This is a genomic window from Streptomyces sp. NPDC054841 (genome assembly GCF_053611045.1).
On the sequence record NZ_JBSGZO010000144.1, the window covers coordinates 1 to 18011 of the forward strand.

An 18011-nucleotide genomic window follows, 5' to 3' on the forward strand; every position below is an offset into this window, starting at 1 on the left:
GGCGTGGTGCGTGTGGTGCCCTTGACACCAAAATCGAACATCCATTCTTATGGGATTCCGGCCCCTGGAATCCCGGGACTTCCGACAGGTTATCCACAGGCCGGAGGGACGTCGGGGCGCATTGTCAGTGGCAGGGGATAGCGTCTTTGACGTGAAGCGATCGACTCAAGCAAACCGGGTGGAACCCATGGCAGGAACCGACCGCGAGAAGGCGCTCGACGCCGCGCTCGCACAGATTGAACGGCAATTCGGCAAGGGCGCCGTGATGCGCCTGGGCGAGCGGCCGAACGAGCCCATCGAGGTCATCCCCACCGGGTCGACCGCACTCGACGTCGCGCTCGGCGTCGGAGGCCTGCCGCGCGGCCGTGTGGTGGAGGTGTACGGGCCGGAGTCCTCCGGTAAGACGACCCTGACGCTGCACGCCGTGGCCAACGCGCAGAAGGCCGGCGGCCAGGTTGCCTTCGTGGACGCCGAGCACGCCCTCGACCCCGAGTACGCGAAGAAGCTCGGCGTCGACATCGACAACCTGATCCTGTCCCAGCCGGACAACGGCGAGCAGGCCCTCGAGATCGTCGACATGCTCGTCCGCTCCGGCGCCCTCGACCTGATCGTCATCGACTCCGTCGCCGCGCTCGTGCCGCGCGCGGAGATCGAGGGCGAGATGGGCGACTCGCACGTGGGCCTCCAGGCCCGCCTGATGAGCCAGGCACTGCGGAAGATCACCAGCGCACTCAACCAGTCCAAGACCACGGCGATCTTCATCAACCAGCTCCGCGAGAAGATCGGTGTGATGTTCGGCTCGCCGGAGACCACGACCGGTGGCCGCGCACTGAAGTTCTACGCCTCGGTGCGTATCGACATCCGCCGTATCGAGACCCTGAAGGACGGCACGGAGGCGGTCGGCAACCGCACCCGCTGCAAGGTCGTCAAGAACAAGGTGGCGCCGCCCTTCAAGCAGGCCGAGTTCGACATCCTCTACGGCCAGGGCATCAGCCGCGAGGGCGGTCTGATCGACATGGGCGTGGAGCACGGCTTCGTCCGAAAGGCCGGCGCCTGGTACACGTACGAGGGCGACCAGCTCGGCCAGGGCAAGGAGAACGCGCGGAACTTCCTCAAGGACAACCCCGACCTCGCCAACGAGATCGAGAAGAAGATCAAGGAGAAGCTGGGCGTCGGCGTCAGCCCGCAGGCCCCGACTGCCGAGCCGGGCGCGGACGCGGCGGCCTCGGCGGATGAGCCCGCGAAGTCGGTGTCCGCGCCTGCCACCAAGGCCACCAAGGCCACCAAGGCGGCTGCGGCGACCAAGAGCTGACCGGTACCGTGCCCGACCCGAGCACGCGGCATACCGCGCAATGGCCGGGCGGCAGCTCCGACTTGTCGAGGGCCGAGAAGGAGCTGCCACCCCAGGATCCGGCTGAGCGGGCGCGGGCGATCTGTCTGCGCCTGCTCACCGGGACCCCGCGCACCCGCAAGCAACTCGCCGACGCGCTGCGCAAGCGCGAGATCCCGGACGAAGTCGCCGAGGAGGTCCTGTCCCGTTTCGAGGACGTCGGCCTCATCGACGATGCGGCGTTCGCGGACGCCTGGGTGGAGTCCCGGCACCACGGGCGGGGCCTGGCCCGCCGCGCCCTCGCCCGCGAGCTGCGCACCAAAGGCGTCGACGCGGCGCTGATCGACGAGGCAGTCGGTCAGCTCGACTCGGACCAGGAGGAGTCGACGGCCCGTGAGCTGGTCGCCCGCAAGCTCCGGTCCACCCGCGGCCTCGACCGCGACCGCCGGCTGCGCCGACTCGCGGGCATGCTCGCCCGCAAGGGCTACCCAGAGGGCCTGGCCCTGCGGGTGGTCCGCCAGGCCCTGGAGGAAGAGGGCGAGGACACCGAAGGGCTGGACGGCTTGTCCTAGGCCCGGACAGGGCCTGGGGGGTGTCGTGTGGATCAGGCCGCCCCCGGCGAGATCCACAGCACACTCCCCGGGCCCGCACCGGCCGTCGGCGCGTCTCGGTCTGCGCCGGCCCTCGGTCTGCGTCGGCCCTCGGGCAGTCCGCCGACACGGGCCTACCTCCGAGTCGAGTCTGTCCGGCGAGACGGCCTGTCCACCGACACGGGCCCGTCCACCGACACGGGCCCGTCCGCCGACACGAGCCTGAAGGCCTACAGGCGGGCCTGTTCTGCCACGGGTAGCCGGACCGGCAGGCCTTCCGCTCGCCAGGCCTGGAAGCCGCCCACCAGATCCGTCGCCCGGTGAAGACCCAGCTGGCGGAGCGACGCGGCCGCGAGTGACGACGCGTAGCCCTCGTTGCAGACCACCACGACCTGCAGATCATGGCTGGTGGCCTCGGGAGCGCGGTGGCTGCCCAGCGGGTCCAGCCGCCACTCCAGCTCGTTGCGTTCGACGACGAGCGCCCCGGGGATCAGCCCGTCCCGGTCGCGCAGCGCCGCATAGCGGATGTCCACCAGCAGCGCCCCGTCCGCCGCCGCCTCGAATGCCGCGCGCGGACCGACGCGGTCCAGCCCTTCCCGTACTCGCTCCAGCAACTCGTCGATGCCCACCGGTCGTTTGCCGGATTTCTCCCAGGAGGCCCCGGGCTTCAGCCCGTGGGGAGGAATGGGTTCTTGACTCGGAGCCGCGAAGCGGCGGAGTTCTCTGCGCATCTGCTCTGACCTCCCGTTGTCAGTGGCGGTGGGTAGGTTGATCTGCATGACGACAGCAGCGTTGGCCGAGGAGGCCGGGCATGCCCGGTACACCTACAGGCTTCGCGTGTCGTCTGCCGCACGCGTCGTGCTGGAAGCAGAGTGGGCGCGGTGTCGCTGGATCTGGAACGAGTGCTGCGCCCGGTCGAAGAAGGCGCACGCCGAAGATGACAAGTGCGGGCCGGCCCGGCTGGACAAGATGCTGACCGAAGCCCGCGCAACGATGACGTGGCTGCGTGAGGGCTCGTCGGTTCCACAGCAGCAGTTGATCCGCGACTTCGGCAAGTCCCGCGCCAAGGCGCTCAAGGACGTCAAGGCCCGCTTGCCGATGCGGCAGCGGGCCGGGATGCCGAAGTACAAGAAGAAGCACCACGCCGATGCGAGCCTGAACTACACACAGCGCGGGTTCCGTCTCAAGGACGGCCGCCTGCACCTGGCGGGCGACATCGCTGTGACCGTGGTGTGGTCGCGGGAGCTTCCCCATCCCCCGTCCAGCGTGCGCGTCTACCGGGACAGCCTCGGCCACTGGTACGCCAGCTTCGTCGTTCCCACCACCACCGAGACCTTCCCCGAAACCGGCGCGGTCATCGGCATCGACTGGGGAGTCAAGGAGACCGCGACCACCACCAGCGGCGATCACGACCTTCCGCACGCTGAGCACGGCAAGAAGGCCGCCGCGAAGCTGGCGCACCATCAGCGGATGATGGCCCGACGCCGCCGGCCCAGGGGCAAGGACCAGTCGAAGGGCTACCGGCAGGCGCAGAAGCAGGCCGCGAAGCTGCACAAGAAGATCGCCCGGCAGCGGCAGGACACCGGCCGCAAATGGGCCAAACGCGTCGTGCGCGACCATGACGCCCTCGCTGTGGAGGACTTCAGGCCGAAGTTCCTCGCCAAGTCCACCATGGCGAGGAAGGCGGCTGATGCCGCCATCGGCGCCACCAAGAAGGCCCTGATCGAGATGGGCCGCAAGCACGGCCGTGCCGTGCATCTGGTACACCCCGCGCACACCACGATGGACTGCGCGCAGTGCGGAGCGAGAACCAAGCACGCACTACCTCTCTCGGAACGTACCTACGCGTGCACCGCGTGCAAAGTTGTATCCCCCCGGGACAAGAACTCCGCACGCGTGATGCTCGTCCGGGCTGGTCTCAACCCGGCTGGTGCTGATCGTGTAAGAGCTGCTGGACCGCCGGTCCGCAGCCGACGTGAGCCAGGAATCCCCTCCCTTCAGGGAGGGGAGGATTCAAGCGCCGTCTAGGGTGCGGGCATGATCTCGCACAGCTACCTCTGCGAACTGTTCTCGCTGGACGGCCGCGTCGCCGTGGTGACGGGCGGCAGTTCCGGCATCGGCCGAGCCATCGCCGGGGCTCTCGCGCGAGCGGGGGCGAGCGTGGTGATCGTGGCGCGCAAGGAGCCGGAACTGGCCGCCACGGTCGACGAGCTGGCGGCGGACGGCTGCCGGGCGGCCTGGGTGAGCGCCGACCTGAGCACCCGCGAGGGGGTGCGCGCGGCGGCGGAGCAGGCAGCCGAGGTGTTCGGCGAGCCCGACATTCTCGTCAACAGCGCCGGGATCAACCTGCGGCCGCCGATGGGCGAGCTGGGCGAGGAGGTGTGGGACGCCACCATGGCGGTGAACCTGGAGGCGCCCTACCTGCTGGGCCGGCGGTTCGGGCCCGGCATGGCCGAGCGGGGCTTCGGGCGGATCATCCACATCACCTCACAGCAGGCGCACCGGGCGTTCGTCCACAGTGGCGCCTACGGGGTCTCCAAGGGGGCGCTGGAGTCACTGGCCCGCTCTCAGGCCGAGGCGTGGTCGCCACACGGCGTCACCTGCAACACGCTGGTGCCCGGCTTCGTCATGACCCCGCTCAACGCGCGGTTGTCGTCCGACCCGCAGAAGGTGGCGGCGCTGGCCGCGCGCACGATGGTCGGACGCAACGGCCTGGCCGAGGACTTCGCCGGAGCGGCCGTGTTCCTGGCCGGCCGCGCCTCCGGCTACGTCACCGGGCAGGCGATCTTCGTCGACGGCGGGTTCTCCGTCCACTGAACCCAGCCCCGCAGGAAACCCGAACCACGGGATCATGTCCAATCAACACGGGACAACGGGATACTTCCAGTCCAGAAGCCGCAAACCGTTTGAGGAAGCAGGCCGTCAGGACTTCAGGCCGCGTGATGTGACCTTTCGCCGCAGCCGGACGATGTTTTGCGGTCCTGGTGGTCCTGGTGGTCCTGGTGGTCCTGGTGGTCCCGGTGGTCCGTGGACAGTGGCCGCGGTCGCGTGCCGGCCGCGCTGGTTCGCGGTGCGTGCTCTCGCGGGCACGGCCGAGGTACTGGACTGCAGAGGCGGCCGGTCCTGTGCGGTGTCATCGAGAGGACAGATGCCGGGCCGGTGTCGGCAGCACGCGGACGGCTGCGAATCCAGAGCTAAAACCAGAGCGAATCCAAGGCTAAAGTTGCTAGGTTCTGGGCTGGAGGTGGTCATGCCGACCCAGGAAGAGCTGTTCGCGGCGGTGGACGCGCTGCTGGAGGGTGAGCCGCAGCTGCCGCCGCCTGTTGAGAGGGCCCGGCTGCGTGAGGCCGCCGGCATCACGCAGGCCCGCCTGGCGCAGGTGCTGAAGTCGACGACGCAGACGGTGAAGAACTGGGAGAACGGCCGGTCCGAGCCGCGTCCGCCGCGTCTGCAGGCGTACCTGCGGCTGTTGGAGGGCTGGGCGGCGAAGTACCCGCCCGAGCCCGAGCCCGAGCCCGAGCCCGAGTCGGAGTCGGAGTCGGAGCCGGAGGCTGCGCCGGTGCCCGAGACGTTCGCCGGCCCCACCGAGCGGGAGATGCCCGCTTGCGTTCCTGCCGGTGTACCCGCCCGCGAGGCGGAGCCTGCCGCTCGTGCGTCGTCGCGGCGCCCGGTCCCGAAGTCCGCCCGGGCGGAGTCGGCCGCTGACCCGCGGTTCCCGCATGGTCCGCTGGCGGTGCTGGACGGGGACGGCACTGCGTACTGCGTCGGCGGGGTCGTCCTTCAGTGCCCGGCCGCGACCATTCCGCAGCTGGTCGAGTGGACACTCAAGGAGTCCGGGATCGGCGCCGCCAGGCTGCACCGCAACGGCAAGGACTCCGACCCGCTGATCGTCCTGACCGAGGCCGCGGCCCTACGGTTCGGGCTCCCGGCCCGGCTGGAGGGCTTCGAGGCCCGCCGCTCCCTGCGCTTGCCGGAGGATCACCCGGTCGTCAAGCAGATCGCCCGCGCGAAGTGGAAGCTGACCCAGCGCGGCTTCGGCCCGTGGGCGCGCATCTACCGCCCGGCGAAGGCCGGCCTGCGTCAGTGCGTGCAGCTGGCGATCCTGTCCTGGGACGCACTCGACACCCGCGCCTGGGGCGACGCCGCCGAACTGCCGTCTGCCGAACTCGCCCGCACCCTGGGCATCTACGCCCAGCGTGTGATCACCCCGCGCGGCTCCACCGCCGTTTTGGGCCTGGAGTTGATGACCGCACTGCGCCCGCCGACCCGCGCCGTGAAGGACGAGCGGAGCGGCGAGTGGGTCCCCGGCCACAACCCCGGCTCACTCGGAACGGAGCCGGTCGACCCGGCGCCGCCGGAAGCCCCGGCCGAGCACCCCGCCGCCCAAGGGTGGACGGGCGGCTTTCTCGATGAGGAGGCGTACCAGTGGGTGCGCGACCCGGACCTGCTCTGTGACGAGGAGTGCCTGCTGCCCTGGGCGATCGGCCTGGACATCAACACCGCCTTCCTCGCCGCCTCCGCGCGCCTGGTCGTCGGTCTCAGCAGCCCCGAGCACATCCAGCGTCCCGTGTTCGACAAGAAGATCCCCGGCTCCTGGCTGGTGGACCTCTCCCACATCGAGCTGGACCCACGCCTCCCATCGCCCTTCACACCGTCAGGGCAGCGCCCCCAGGGCCCGGCCTGGTACCAGACCCACACCGTCGCCTACGCCGTCGAGCTCGGCTACGACGTCCGGCCGGCCGAGGCCTTCCTGCGCCGCGAGACCGGCGCGTACCTGGACCCGTGGCACGACCGTCTCAAGACCGCCTACGTCGACACGATGGCCGACCTCGGCGTCAGCAAGGACCTGGACGAGGCCGCGTTCCTCGCCGCGATGGAGCAGCACAAGCACCACGACCCAGAAATGGCCGCCGTGCTGTCGGCGATCAAGTCCACCGTCAAGGGCGGCATCGGCAAGCTCCGCGAGCGCCCGCAGGGCCGCCACTACCGCGACGGCGAACGCTGGCCCGCGCTGGAGCGCCCGACCTGGCGCCCCGACATCAGGGCCGCGGTCATCTCCAAGGCCCGCGTGAACATGCACCGCAAGATGCTCAACACCGCGAAGGCGACCGGCCAGTACCCGCTCGCCGTGCTTTCCGACTGCGTCGTCTACGCCTCGCCCGGCCCTTCGCCGCTCGACTTCCTGCCCCGCACGCAAGACGGCAAGCCGCTGCCCGGCAGCTTCCGCCTCGGCCCCACCCCGGGCCTGGCGAAGCTGGAGGGTGTCCAGGAGATGGCGTGGGCCGTGGACCTGATGGAGAAGGGCATGAACCCCGCCCGCCACATCAAGGGCGGCGACGCCGTCATGGACGAAGGAGAGTAGGCGGTGACGGACATCCACGAGGCCCTGGACCGTGCGGACCAGGAGGTCTTCACCCGCGAGCCGCCGAAATCCGTCCAGGCCCGCGTGAACTTCCTGCTCGGCAAGCTGAAGACCACCAGGGCGGTCGCCGAACTGCTCGGGGTCACCCAGCGGTCGGTGGAGCGCTACCTCACAGGTGAGCGGAAGAGTCCGCCGAAGGACATCGCCGAGCGGATCGACACAGAAGTCCGCGCCCGCTGGCAGCCGCTGGTCCGTAAGCGCCGCCGTCAGCAGGCCGCCGTCAGCACCGGGATCACCGTGGAGACCCGTGCCCGGTTCGGCTACACCGCCCCGATCGGCACGACCGACGACGGCCGCATGCGGCGCCTGACCGTGCACCTCCCCCCGGCCTACGCGGACCGGCTCTTCGAGGCCCAGCAACAGGGCGCCGACGACCAGCAGATGCGCGAGATTGTCGCCGAAGGACTCCAGGAAACGTATTTCAAGGACGGCGGGCGCCGCGCCGACAACCTCGAAGTCGAATTCACCGACATCGACTACATCGACGTCTCCTTCTGAAAGCCAGGCCGCACACAATAGGAAACTCTCGGCCGTCGGCGGAGTGTGTCCATCCTCAGCGGAGCGAACCACCCGCGCCGTGCACGACGCCATCCGCGATCCCCGCCTCGAGGGCGCCGCTGAGGTCTTCCGCGCGTTCGTCAATGACAACGCCGACGCGTTCGACGCCACCTTCCCCGAGGACGCGCCATCCCGACTCGACGCACCGGGACAGGCCGCCTGACGTGGAGCTCTACGTGGACATCCGCTGGCTCCTGGAGCGCCAGGCGGAGGTTCTGCCCAAGCATCCGCAAATCCACGACTTCTCCAGCCTGGTAGCCGCCGTCGGCCGCCACCGTGTCAACACGCCCAGGGTCGGGGCCACAGTCGGCAACTCCTGGCACGCCGCCACGCTGATGCACACCGTCGTCCGGCTGCGACCCCTGCCTGCCCGCAACGCCCTGTTCGCCGCGGGCCTGGTCGTGGCGTACATGGACGCGGTCGGCGAAGGCCCCGATGCGCCCTACGGCGCGCTGCTCGAGCTTGCCCGCGACATCGACGCTGGCCGATCCGACGCGTACGACGCAGCCGACCGTATCCAGTCCTGGAAGATCTGACCCCGCCGCAGCGGGGCCTCCGACCACCGCCCTGGACATCATCTGGCTCGGCTGACCGGCCCCAACGACGGCGCCCCGTCCCCTCCAGCTGCCGGGGACGGGGCGCAGCACTGGGGCCCTCGCGGGCCGAGTGTGATCGTCGCTCGCCGCCAGTCCAGGTAGTACTCCCTCGTTCCGCTCGGGGCGCTCCACCTGGACCTGCGACTTCGTCGACGACAAGGGCCTGCAGCTATCGAGGAAGGCCCACATGCGCCGCCGGACCCGGCCAGATCACTCCGGCCCGCGTCCGCCGCGGGTTTCGGAACCTCCGCGCGACCATGCACTGCCCCGCCAGAGCGCCGAAACCCAACGGCAGCGGTCCCGGACGCCCACCGGGAACCAAGAACAGACAACGAGCACCCCGCTATGAGGTCGGCAAGACCGTGAGCCGCGAACGCGCACTCATCGCCCTGCAACGGCCAAAGGGTTAAAGAACAAGCTCAGCAGGGGGCGGTCACGTTGCCGCAGTAGATCCAGGCCCGAGTGCCCCAGTTGTCCTTGACCCAGTACCACTTGTTGCCGTACTCGTTCGTATCGGAGGAGAAAACCCAGAGCTTCTCGCCCTTGGGGGAATAGCGCACGGGGTCGGCGCTTCCGAAGTAGTTGGTCCGGAGGTTGCCTCCCGTCGATGTCGTCCAGAACTCGTAGTCCGGGTAGTCCGCGGCACCCGCTGCCGCGCTGGTGCCGCCCGACGCCGTGGTCGTGCGCGGCGCGGCTGACTGGCCGGTGGCCTCGGCCGGTACGGCCAGGGTGCCGACTACGAGCGCGGTGCCGAGCGCCGCAGTCACGAGCGCATGGCGAATATGCATGTGTGTCCCCTTCTGTCCGTGGCTGTGCCGTGTTCGCGGCGGTGGCGCGTGCGAGCACGTGGCATTCCGACCGTGCGGCGATGAGTGCGGCCGGTGAAGCCGTCGAGCCGGTTGGGTCGGTCCGTTTCCCGCGCATCTCGCACTCGTCTCGAGGCGCTAATCCGTTGAACGATCTCAGCGCGGGTTGGGGCTCTTGTCCGTGTGCAGGCAGTTCCATGTGTTCGGGCCGACGTAGCCGTCCGCGGTGATCTGGCACCGCCTCTGCAGGTCCTTGACGGCAGCACGCGTGCCGGCCCCGAAGACGCCGTCCTCGTCGATCCCGTAGCCGTAGATGTTGATCAGACACTGCGCGTGCCTGACCGCCGAGCCGGTGTCGGTGTAGTAGAGGGACGGGTGGGCCCCGCTGTAGGGGCAGGGGCTGTCCCCAAATATCCCGGCTGCTGCGAGAGCGGGAGAGACGATTGCTGGGGCGGTGGTGGCGGTGGGTGTTGCGGGGGCGCCTGAAGCTGTGCCGGTGAGCCCCGCGAAAGCCGCTGCCCCTGCGACGGCACACGCGGCTATCTTGCCGTGTAATTTCATGATCTTCTCCCTCTTGTGATTGGACGCCGGGTCCGTGGGGTGGGCCGACGTCAGCACACTGCTCTGACGGCCTTGGGCGAACCTGCAAGAAACCCGCAGGTTCTGAGCCGTGCGCTGTGGTGTGAGCGCTTGGACGGGGAACAGACTTGCGGATGCCTGGGCAGCAACACAGTCAAACCGCGTGTCCCGGACAGTTCCGAACAGTCCAGTACTGTCCGGCCTGGTCGGACGCCTGTCCCGGAGAAGGCAAGGCCACCTCTCCGGCGGGCCTCCGACTCGGAGGCATGGTCGGCTGCTCACCAGCGACCCGAGCGACGCGGAGCGGGCGACGGCCCAACTCCTCAACTACGTCGCGGCCACCTGGGAGAAGCAGGACCTCCCGCTGCGCCAGCACGCCCAGGCCGTTGCCCGCGCCCTGACCCGGTAGGAGGGATCTGCCTCATGCCCGCATCCACGGCCACCCGGCGCGCGTACGGTGGCGGTACGACCCGCCGGGAGGAACAGCCGATGAGCGCGCAGCCCGACCACGCCCCCGTCACGCCGTACGCTCCCGCGCCGGGAGCTCCGGCCGAACTGCTCGGCCAGCTGCGCACCGACCGGCGCGCGGACCGGTGGGTGCCAGCCTTCGAGCAGGAGTGGGCGGCCGCGCTGGAGGAGTCGCGCCGGACGTTCTCCCTCGCCGCGCCATACGAGGTCGTCCAGGTCTGGCAGGGCCGCCTTGCCTCCGCCCCGGCGGTCGACGCCTTCGTCGCCTCCGGCTACGACGACAGCGAGTTCATCGACATGGCGGAGCTGCGGGGCAGACGCGGGTGACTGCTCAGCCGTACGCGGTCCGTTTCTCCGCACCGGCCGCGAAAGTCCTCGACTCCCTGCCCGAGCACGCCGAAGACACCGTGTGGGACGTCCTGGACGCCGCCGCGGCCGACCCGTGGGGCTTTCGGCAGTGGAACGCCGACGACCCCGAGGGCGAGGACGTGCGCTACGCGTCCGTCGGCCAGTTGTCCCTCACCTACTGGGTGAACAGGCCCCTGCGCCGCCTATCCGTCCTGAACATCGTCTGGCTCGGATAGCCACCCGAGGCAACGCCCCGACCCCGGCATTGCAGCTTGAGAAGTAGTCACCAGTTGCCGTGGAGGCGCTCGGCACCGAGCTGGACCTCGCGCCGGCATTCGCGGCAGTCCGGCAAGCCGCTCACGATTTCTTCCGCCCAGGTGAAGCCGCACAGCGACGTGAAAAGACCGCCTCTGGCATGGGTGTCATCGGTGGCGTGGGAGTTGTAGCCCGGGACGTTCCACGTGTCTGGCGTCTCGCCGTCGTAGGGGGGGGCACCGTCCGGTCAGTCGTACACGGCTTCGGTGGTGGTACAGCGCATCCGGAGGTCAGGGCCCTCTCACCGGGCGCCCTGCCGGGCCTGAGCGGCGGCGTCGACGGCGTCTGCCAGTCGCTCGAAGGACAGTCGTAGTCCCTCATGTGGTCCCAGCTGCCAGGCGGCCGCTCTCGGACCAGCGAACGGAACATCAGCAGCAGGCGCGCCAAGTCGTGCTGCCCGACCCGGACGGGGTTGGTCTCGGGGTCGTAGCCGTGCGGGTTCTCGGTGCCGGTCTTCTTGGGCATCGCACGTCTCCTCGTCTGCACGCTGGTGGGCTGAGTGTGCCGGGAATGAGTAGCGCGGGTGAAACCGCGAACGCACAGGGCGCGTGTGTACTCAGGTGTGGGCAGCAGCCGGGCAGGGGAGAACCTAACGGCTCCTGGCATACGGCGAGTTGACCGTGAAGGCAGGGGGCAGGCCGAGCGAAGGGTGACGACATGCCGAGGCGCGATTTTGCACCAACGAAGCTGGTCGTCTGCCCCGAGTGCGGTGTACCGACGAAGGCGAGCCTCCGCAACGGTCACCTCTACGAGCACCCGGCGCCGGGGCGCCCCGGCATCTGCCCGAAGTCCGGGGAAGTGGTCGTGACCGGCAAAGAGCTTACGAACAGCTACGAGTGCGCTTGCGGCACCTGGGCCCGGATCACCCACAAGGACACTCTCGCCCAGCACCCCATGCCGGAGGGGGAACGCTGCCCGCTGTCCGGAGAGCCGATAACGACTCCGGCTGCTCCCCGCCCCGTTGTGGACGGGCTGCTGCGCATGGTGCCACCCGCACCGACCCAAGGGTGGCGGGCGGAGCCGGTCCCCAGCAGCGGCGGTTCCAGCGTGTACGCGATCCCGGCCGGCCTGCCCGGCCACGGCCGAAGGCGCCGCTGACCGCCCACCGGCGGCGACTCCAAGACGCCACGTCGCCGAGCGCGAACCCGTCGGCGCCCGTCTCGCGCCCCCGGGCTGGTGTCACGTCAGCCCCAGCCTGTGAGGTCTGTAAGGCTCACAGGCCGTTTTCCCAGATAGACGGGGTGAGCTGTGAGGGTGTGAGCCTGTGAGGTGGAGCTCGCGCCCGTGCTTCCGTACGCCCTGGTCCGGCCCGCCGGCGCGGAGGACGATGGGGATATGGGCGAGCACGACCAGGACCAGGACGTCGTCGCCGGACCGCCGCTCAGCGCGGCGCAGGCCCGGGAGGTGACGGCGGGGCTTCGCGAGGCGATGGAGGATGTCCGGCGCTCCGTGGCGGTGCTCGCCGCCCGGGTCCGGGACGCGCACGCCGCCCGCGTCTGGGTGCCACTCGGCTACGGCTCGTGGGAAGCGTACTGCGACGCGGAGTTCGGCATCAGCCGCGCGCAGGCGTACCGGCTGCTGGACGTCGCCCGCGCCCTAGCCGCCATCCACGGCGCCGTCGCCGCCGACACCGAGGTGTCTCGCACGCGAGACACCGGCCCGGCCGCCGCGGCCGCGCTCGACTACGGCCTGTCCCAGCGGGTCCTGATCGCCGTCTCCGGCCGCAGCAGCGACGTCGCGGAGCTGATCACCCGCCGACTCGCCACGCTCGTGGTCTCGGGTTGCTGCTCGTGGTGTTCGTAGCAGCGCAGCATTTGCACGACCTGTGCGGCACACGGCTGCGGCTCGTGCAGCAGGCCGCCCCTGGGCTGCAGCAGCAAGGGCGCCGCGTCTCCTGCGCCACGGTGCAGCGGGCCGCCGTGCAGCAGGGCAGCAGCGACGTTCGTTCTGCTCCGCTCGAACAAACCGGTTTGCGTGGTGCTACCGGCCGCCGGTCTCGCGGTCCGGTGCCGGCCACGGGGCCGCCCCTCGTTTGTGGAACCCGGCTGCGTCGGCTATTCCCTTTCGCCGGCTCATCCGGCCTGCTGGTGACAGCTCCTGGGCTTCGGCTCACTTGGGCCGGCCATGGGGAGTGGGCGGTGTGATGGACCGTGCCCCACGGGCTGTGGGAGGTCGCCCTGCGGGAGATGGCCAGGGTTTTGCTGCCGCCGGCACGGTTGCGTCCGCGGGGCGGCGAAGTGGCCGGTATCGATGACGAGGCGGTGTTCGCGGCTGAGCGGGCTACGGCTGCGGCGGTCGGCCGGCCGCTGTCGGTGTGGTTGCAGGCGTGGCAGCGATCGGGGTGTGTCCCGAAGCGGGCCGGCGTCCCGGCGGTGGTCGCCGAGGCTGCCCGCCCGCGATCCGAAGGTGGCTCAGGTGGCGCTGTCCGGGGTCGTTTCGGGTTTCGTGTGGAGGATCTCGCGGGCCTGGTCCGCGGCGCGGGCGATGCTTTCGGAGACGAAGTCGACGAAGCGGGCGATGTTCTCCAGGCGGGCGGCGGCCGGGGTGCCGGGGCCGAGGATGCCCACGCCCTGCCGGGCGATCTCGCCGAGGTGGGCGGTGGACCGGGCGCTGGCCATCGTGGACTGGTACAGGACGTCGTCGTCGACGACGTAGCGTTCGCGGCGGCGTTCGTCGCGTTCCCGGCGGATGAGGCCCTGGCTTTCGAGGAACGTGACCGCTTTGGAGACGGATGCCGGGCTGACCTGGAGGCGCCCGGCGAGTTCGGAGGCGGTGAGGCTGCCGGCGTCGGTGGTGTAGAGGCCGGCCAGCACCCGGGCCGTCATCTTGGGCAGGCCCGATTGCATGAAGACGGTGGTGAACGTCTCCTCGTACTCGCGTACGGCTTCGGCATCGCGTCCGTGGGCCTGCGGGGGCGCGCTGGGGTCCCGGGGCCCGGCTTTTCTGCGCCGGTGGGCGCGGCGTTCGGTGGCGCGGTGGGCGAGGTCGGCGCGGTAGGTGGTGGGGCCGCCGTTGCGCATGACCTCGCGTGTGACGGTCGAGGTCGGGCGGTCGAGGCGTCTGGCGATCTCCGCGTAGGCGAGGCCGTCGGCCAGTCCCAGCGCGATCTGCTGGCGTTCCTGCTGGGTGAGTCTGCCTCCCGGCATCGCGGTCTCCTCCGTGGTCCGTGGTGTCTCCACCATAGCGTTCACCCTCAATCAATTGCAACGAACAGACACGGGATTGTTGCGTTAGATTTAAAACCATTGCAATGATTTCCCGGCTTCCAACTGCCACGATGTCGGATGCGCGCAACGAATCTGTTGCCTGACATGTGAATGCAACGTAGCGTTTCGAATGTCAGAAACAACGGGCCGCGGGGGCGGCCCCGTCCGTTCGGTTGAATTCCGCAACAGTCCTCAGGGGGCACACCACCATGTCCATCGCTCTTACCGACCAGGACCGCCCAAAGCTGCAGAAAACCATCGAGGAGATGGTCGAGTCCGGATTCACCGGGGTGACAGTGCGCGTGCACGACGAGCGGGGCGAGTGGGTCGCCGGCGCCGGGGCGGCCGAGCTGGGCGGGGCCGCGAAGCCGCCGGCGAACGGGCACGTCCGGATCGGCAGCAACACCAAGACCTTCACCGCGACCGTGGTGCTGCAACTGGTGGCCCAGGGCACGATCGGGCTGGACGCCCCGGTGGCCGACCACCTGCCCGAGTTCGGGCTGGACCCGAAGATCACGGTGCGGATGCTGCTGCAGCACACCAGCGGGGTGTTCAACTTCACCGGCGAGTACTACGACGACGGGACATTCGCGCCGGGGATCTGCGCCACGACCGCGGGCCAGCAGTGGGTGGACAACCGGTTCACGTCCTACCGGCCGCAAGAACTGGTACGGCTGGCACTGTCCAAGCCGGCGCGGTTTGAGCCGGGGACGGACTGGAGCTACTCCAACACCAACTACGTACTGGCCAGGCTGCTGATCGAGAAGGTCACCGGCCACTCGCTCGCAACGGAGATGCAGCGGCTGATCCTGGGCCCGCTCGGGCTGTCGGACACCGTTGTGCCGGGCACCAGTGCGGAAATCCCCGAGCCGCACGCCCACGCCTACTACCGGTACGAGAACGCCGGCCGGCACAAGACGGTCGACGTCACCCGCCAGAACCCCTCCTGGATCTCCACCGGCGGAGACATGATCTCGACCACCCAGGACCTCCACACGTTCATCTCCGCGCTGATGGGCGGCAAGCTCCTGCCGGCCCCGCTGCTGGCCGAGATGTGCAAGCCGCATCCCAAGGCCGGCTACGGCCTGGGGGTGTTCGTGCAGGACACCGGCGAAAACGGCGGCACGGTCATCACCCACAACGGCGGCATGGCGGGCCACGCGGCGCTGATGTACAGCACGCCCGACGGCAGCAAGACCCTGACCGCCGCGCTGAACTATGTCGACGACGCCGCACTGTCCCTGGCAGAGGCGTTCCAGAAGGCGACGCAAAGGCTCGTCAAGGAGGTCTTCGGCGGCGGGCAGGCCCAGTCGGCCGACGCGGCCGAGCCGGCTCGGTAGACAGGGCCGAGCGGCGTGGACCCGCACGGGCCAAGCCGGCTCGCTCACTCCGGCCGACGCCCGCCGGCATCGACGACCAGGTCCACCCGGACCACACGCTGCGGCAGGCCGACGTCGAAGCGCAACCGTGACCCGAAGCGGCCGCCATGAGCGCGCCCCCCGGCGCCCCGGGGCGGCGTACTTTGACACCGCATCGCAGTACGCCGCCCCGTTCGTGCGCAGGGCGGCCTCGCGGGCCCGCGGGAGGGGCATGGCCGGCTGGAACTCCCGTCGCACGCCGAGCCGTGCGACCAGCGCGAGCAACCGCACTGCGCAAGGCCCTCCACCGCGAGCCCGTACAGGGCGGTGCCGCACGCCGGGAGCAGAGCGATGCCCCTGGCTCGCGTTCTCATCAACGTTCACCTCTCTGGGAGGCACCCGAACTCCTGGGTGTTCGATGTTCACGAGAAACGACAGCACCCTGCCCAATGCATCCGACGATCTGCTCAAGGCTCCAGCGCGTGGGTGTTCGGGGTGCCGGAGGAGGCGTTCAGGAGTGGGTGCGGCGCGGCGGTATTCGCGCAACGGCAGAGGAGACGATGGGGCGGGAGGTGTATTGCATGGGCGAGTACGTCGAAGCCAACGGAACGACGATCTGGACCCAGAGCAGGGGCCAAGGGCCCGATGTCTTGCTGATCGCGGGGCTGAGCGACCCCGCCGAGGCGTGGCAGGCGCAGCTCGACGGGCTGTCGGACCGGTACCGGGTCATCACCTTCGACAACCGAGGGTCGGGACGGACGCCGTTGCCCGACGGGCCCATGTCCGTGGCCATGATGGCCGACGACGCCGCGGAAATTCTCCGGGTGCTCCGGGTCGACAAGGCGCATGTCGCCGGATTCTCCGGCGGCAGCGCGATCGCCCAGGAGCTGGCGCTCCGTCACCCGGAGGCCGTCAGCAGCCTCGTCCTCATGAGTACCTGGGCACGAGCGGACGCCTACTTCACCGCCGTGACCCGCTTCTGGCACTGGCTGGTGACGGAGGCGCCCGATGAGCGCGCCATGCTGGAGGCGTTCTTCCTGTGGATCTACACGCCTCGTGCCCACGCCGACGGCATGGTGCAGCGGATCATCGACGAAACGCTCGCCTTCCCCTACCCGCAGTCCGCCGAGGCCTTCCAGCGTCAACTGGAGCCGTTCACGCGGCACGACACGCTCGACCGGCTGTCCGGCATCACCGCACCGACCCTCGTCCTGGCCGGCGACCAGGACATGGTCACGCCGCCGCGGCTCGGGCGGGTCGTGGCGGGCGCCATCCCGGACGCCCGCTTCGAGGTCATGGTGGGGGAGGCCCACCAGCCGTTCCAGGAGTCCCCGGACGTGTTCAACGCACGAGTCGACGCCTTCTGGCGCGAGATCGACGGCGGGACTTTTCCGTCCTGATCCTCAAGCGCCTTCCCGCGGCGGCCGCTGCCGCCATCCCACTCCGCCCGACGATGGCGCACCGGCGGCCTCGCACTCCGGGGTCCGGCGGGCCGCCGCCAGCGTCGACATCATGAGCGCCGGGCGACTGGGGGCCATCGCGGCCGCGCTGCTGCGCTGGCCGGCGTGTGCGTTGGTGGGCTGGTTCTGCCCTCTTCCGCCGCACCGGCCGACCGCAGCGGGGACAGGAGCGCACTTCGGCGCACCTGGAGTCCGATCAGATCCGCTGAGTACCGGCGCCGTCGAAACTCGTGAACCTTTCGACTCGCTGACGGACGTTGGCTGCCTCCCAGGCTGGTGCACAAGCGCTGTCCGTTCTCAAGCTCTGGTCCACTTTCTGTGGTGCGACCACGGAGAGTCAGATCTTCGGTGCCAGTCGATGTCTGTTCGGATGGCTGCGGAGTTGCGGCGAGGTGAGTTCGAGCGCTCGGTTGTCTCGTCCTTGAGCCATGTGGTCAAGCCACCGCTCGTACCAGGCAAGGAAGTCCTGCGCTGAGGAGACGTTGGGTCCCCAGTAGCCGTCGCTGTTGCCGATGACAACACGGCCTGTAAGCGGGCCAGTGATAGCCAGAAGACAGACATCCGCGCAGCCCATCTCGATGATGTGCAGGAAGAGGTCCTTCTCCTCCGTGCTGCTCGCCTCGTCGAAGCCGCGTGGCGTGCCGGGAGCCGAGCTCTTCTGCATCGTGAACAGGGCGCAGTTCTCCAGGGGCTTGAGGCCGTAAAAGGGACCAGCCCCAGATCCGCCGATGTGCAGGAGAAACTGCTGGTAGGGACCGGGGAGAGTGATCGCGTGCTCGGATTCGAACGCTGCGATCTGGGCAGGGGCCAGCCGTGGGCCCAGGCGAAATTGGTGGTGCTCTTCTCCGAAGGAGTGACTGCGCAGTGGCTGGAACGGCGCGGCGGCTAAGGGCTGTCCCGTAATCCCCGGCGGGCGCACGACGACAGCTACGGCACCTCGCTGCGTTGTCGGATCGCCCGAATACGCCCAGTATG

The 18011-nt window shown here is 69.6% G+C and carries 20 protein-coding genes and 1 pseudogene; 16 read left to right on the forward strand and 5 right to left on the reverse strand.

Annotated features, from left to right (window positions below):
* Window positions 1-187: 187 nt before the first annotated feature.
* Both recA and recX read left to right on the forward strand, forming a co-directional pair.
* Entirely contained in the window at window positions 188-1312 is a 1125-nt protein-coding gene (recA, locus tag ACWGI8_RS20250) for a recombinase RecA (RefSeq protein ID WP_453662687.1), read from the forward strand.
* An 8-nt stretch (window positions 1313-1320) separates the two neighbouring features.
* Window positions 1321-1902, forward strand: a complete 582-nt coding sequence (recX, locus tag ACWGI8_RS20255; RefSeq protein ID WP_453662689.1) for a recombination regulator RecX — start codon at window positions 1321-1323, stop codon at window positions 1900-1902.
* A gap of 248 nt (window positions 1903-2150) precedes the next feature.
* On the opposite strand, the gene ACWGI8_RS20260 is transcribed toward recX, so the two are convergent.
* Window positions 2151-2651, reverse strand: a complete 501-nt coding sequence (locus ACWGI8_RS20260) for a rhodanese-like domain-containing protein (protein ID WP_453662691.1) — start codon at window positions 2649-2651, stop codon at window positions 2151-2153.
* A gap of 46 nt (window positions 2652-2697) precedes the next feature.
* Between ACWGI8_RS20260 and ACWGI8_RS20265 the strand changes: the two genes are divergently transcribed.
* The 7 genes and pseudogenes from ACWGI8_RS20265 to ACWGI8_RS20295 form a co-directional block, all read left to right on the forward strand.
* Window positions 2698-3948 carry an RNA-guided endonuclease InsQ/TnpB family protein gene (locus ACWGI8_RS20265; protein WP_453662693.1) on the forward strand — a complete coding sequence of 417 codons (1251 nt, stop codon included), beginning with the start codon at window positions 2698-2700 and terminating at the stop codon, window positions 3946-3948.
* Between the two features lie 9 nt (window positions 3949-3957).
* Complete coding sequence (locus ACWGI8_RS20270) at window positions 3958-4737, forward strand: SDR family NAD(P)-dependent oxidoreductase (RefSeq protein ID WP_453662695.1); 780 nt, start codon at window positions 3958-3960, stop codon at window positions 4735-4737.
* A 433-nt stretch (window positions 4738-5170) separates the two neighbouring features.
* On the forward strand, window positions 5171-7282 hold the full coding sequence (gene tap, locus ACWGI8_RS20275) for a telomere-associated protein Tap (RefSeq protein ID WP_453662697.1): 2112 nt from the start codon (window positions 5171-5173) through the stop codon (window positions 7280-7282).
* Between the two features lie 3 nt (window positions 7283-7285).
* The gene (tpg, locus tag ACWGI8_RS20280; RefSeq protein ID WP_453662699.1) at window positions 7286-7840 is read left to right on the forward strand and encodes a telomere-protecting terminal protein Tpg; all 555 of its coding nucleotides are present in this window, start codon (window positions 7286-7288) and stop codon (window positions 7838-7840) included.
* 79 nt (window positions 7841-7919) lie between these two features.
* Window positions 7920-8063 (forward strand): hypothetical protein, encoded by a 144-nt coding sequence (locus tag ACWGI8_RS20285; protein WP_453662701.1) that lies wholly within the window; start codon window positions 7920-7922, stop codon window positions 8061-8063.
* A gap of 1 nt (window position 8064) precedes the next feature.
* Window positions 8065-8436 carry a toxin Doc gene (locus tag ACWGI8_RS20290; RefSeq protein ID WP_453662703.1) on the forward strand — a complete coding sequence of 124 codons (372 nt, stop codon included), beginning with the start codon at window positions 8065-8067 and terminating at the stop codon, window positions 8434-8436.
* A gap of 260 nt (window positions 8437-8696) precedes the next feature.
* Window positions 8697-8906: pseudogene (locus ACWGI8_RS20295) on the forward strand (NF041680 family putative transposase); the annotation flags it as partial.
* Window positions 8907-8915: 9 nt separating this feature from the next.
* Here ACWGI8_RS20295 and ACWGI8_RS20300 read toward each other — a convergent pair.
* Entirely contained in the window at window positions 8916-9284 is a 369-nt protein-coding gene (locus ACWGI8_RS20300; RefSeq protein ID WP_453662705.1) for a hypothetical protein, read from the reverse strand.
* Window positions 9285-9458: 174 nt separating this feature from the next.
* Complete coding sequence (locus ACWGI8_RS20305; RefSeq protein ID WP_453662706.1) at window positions 9459-9863, reverse strand: peptidoglycan-binding domain-containing protein; 405 nt, start codon at window positions 9861-9863, stop codon at window positions 9459-9461.
* A 181-nt stretch (window positions 9864-10044) separates the two neighbouring features.
* On the opposite strand from ACWGI8_RS20305, the gene ACWGI8_RS20310 reads away from it, so the two are divergent.
* From ACWGI8_RS20310 to ACWGI8_RS20330, 5 genes are all read left to right on the forward strand, one after another.
* The gene (locus ACWGI8_RS20310) at window positions 10045-10290 is read left to right on the forward strand and encodes a hypothetical protein (protein ID WP_453662708.1); all 246 of its coding nucleotides are present in this window, start codon (window positions 10045-10047) and stop codon (window positions 10288-10290) included.
* An 80-nt stretch (window positions 10291-10370) separates the two neighbouring features.
* Window positions 10371-10676: a DUF6247 family protein gene (locus ACWGI8_RS20315; RefSeq protein ID WP_453662720.1), complete on the forward strand. Its 306-nt coding sequence runs from the start codon at window positions 10371-10373 to the stop codon at window positions 10674-10676.
* Window positions 10673-10933 (forward strand): hypothetical protein, encoded by a 261-nt coding sequence (locus ACWGI8_RS20320; RefSeq protein ID WP_453662710.1) that lies wholly within the window; start codon window positions 10673-10675, stop codon window positions 10931-10933. The genes ACWGI8_RS20315 and ACWGI8_RS20320 overlap by 4 nt, the downstream gene beginning before the upstream one ends.
* Before the next feature lie 736 nt (window positions 10934-11669).
* Window positions 11670-12110, forward strand: coding sequence for a hypothetical protein (locus tag ACWGI8_RS20325; RefSeq protein ID WP_453662712.1), 441 nt, complete (start codon window positions 11670-11672; stop codon window positions 12108-12110).
* Window positions 12111-12281: 171 nt separating this feature from the next.
* Window positions 12282-12815, forward strand: coding sequence for a hypothetical protein (locus ACWGI8_RS20330; RefSeq protein WP_453662714.1), 534 nt, complete (start codon window positions 12282-12284; stop codon window positions 12813-12815).
* Between the two features lie 608 nt (window positions 12816-13423).
* On the opposite strand, the gene ACWGI8_RS20335 is transcribed toward ACWGI8_RS20330, so the two are convergent.
* Entirely contained in the window at window positions 13424-14158 is a 735-nt protein-coding gene (locus ACWGI8_RS20335) for a helix-turn-helix domain-containing protein (protein ID WP_453662722.1), read from the reverse strand.
* Window positions 14159-14427: 269 nt separating this feature from the next.
* Between ACWGI8_RS20335 and ACWGI8_RS20340 the strand changes: the two genes are divergently transcribed.
* Window positions 14428-15558, forward strand: coding sequence for a serine hydrolase domain-containing protein (locus tag ACWGI8_RS20340; protein ID WP_453662716.1), 1131 nt, complete (start codon window positions 14428-14430; stop codon window positions 15556-15558).
* Window positions 15559-16157: 599 nt separating this feature from the next.
* Entirely contained in the window at window positions 16158-16976 is an 819-nt protein-coding gene (locus ACWGI8_RS20345; RefSeq protein WP_453662718.1) for an alpha/beta fold hydrolase, read from the forward strand.
* Between the two features lie 397 nt (window positions 16977-17373).
* On the opposite strand, the gene ACWGI8_RS20350 is transcribed toward ACWGI8_RS20345, so the two are convergent.
* Entirely contained in the window at window positions 17374-17955 is a 582-nt protein-coding gene (locus ACWGI8_RS20350) for an SMI1/KNR4 family protein (protein ID WP_453662723.1), read from the reverse strand.
* Window positions 17956-18011 lie beyond the last annotated feature (56 nt).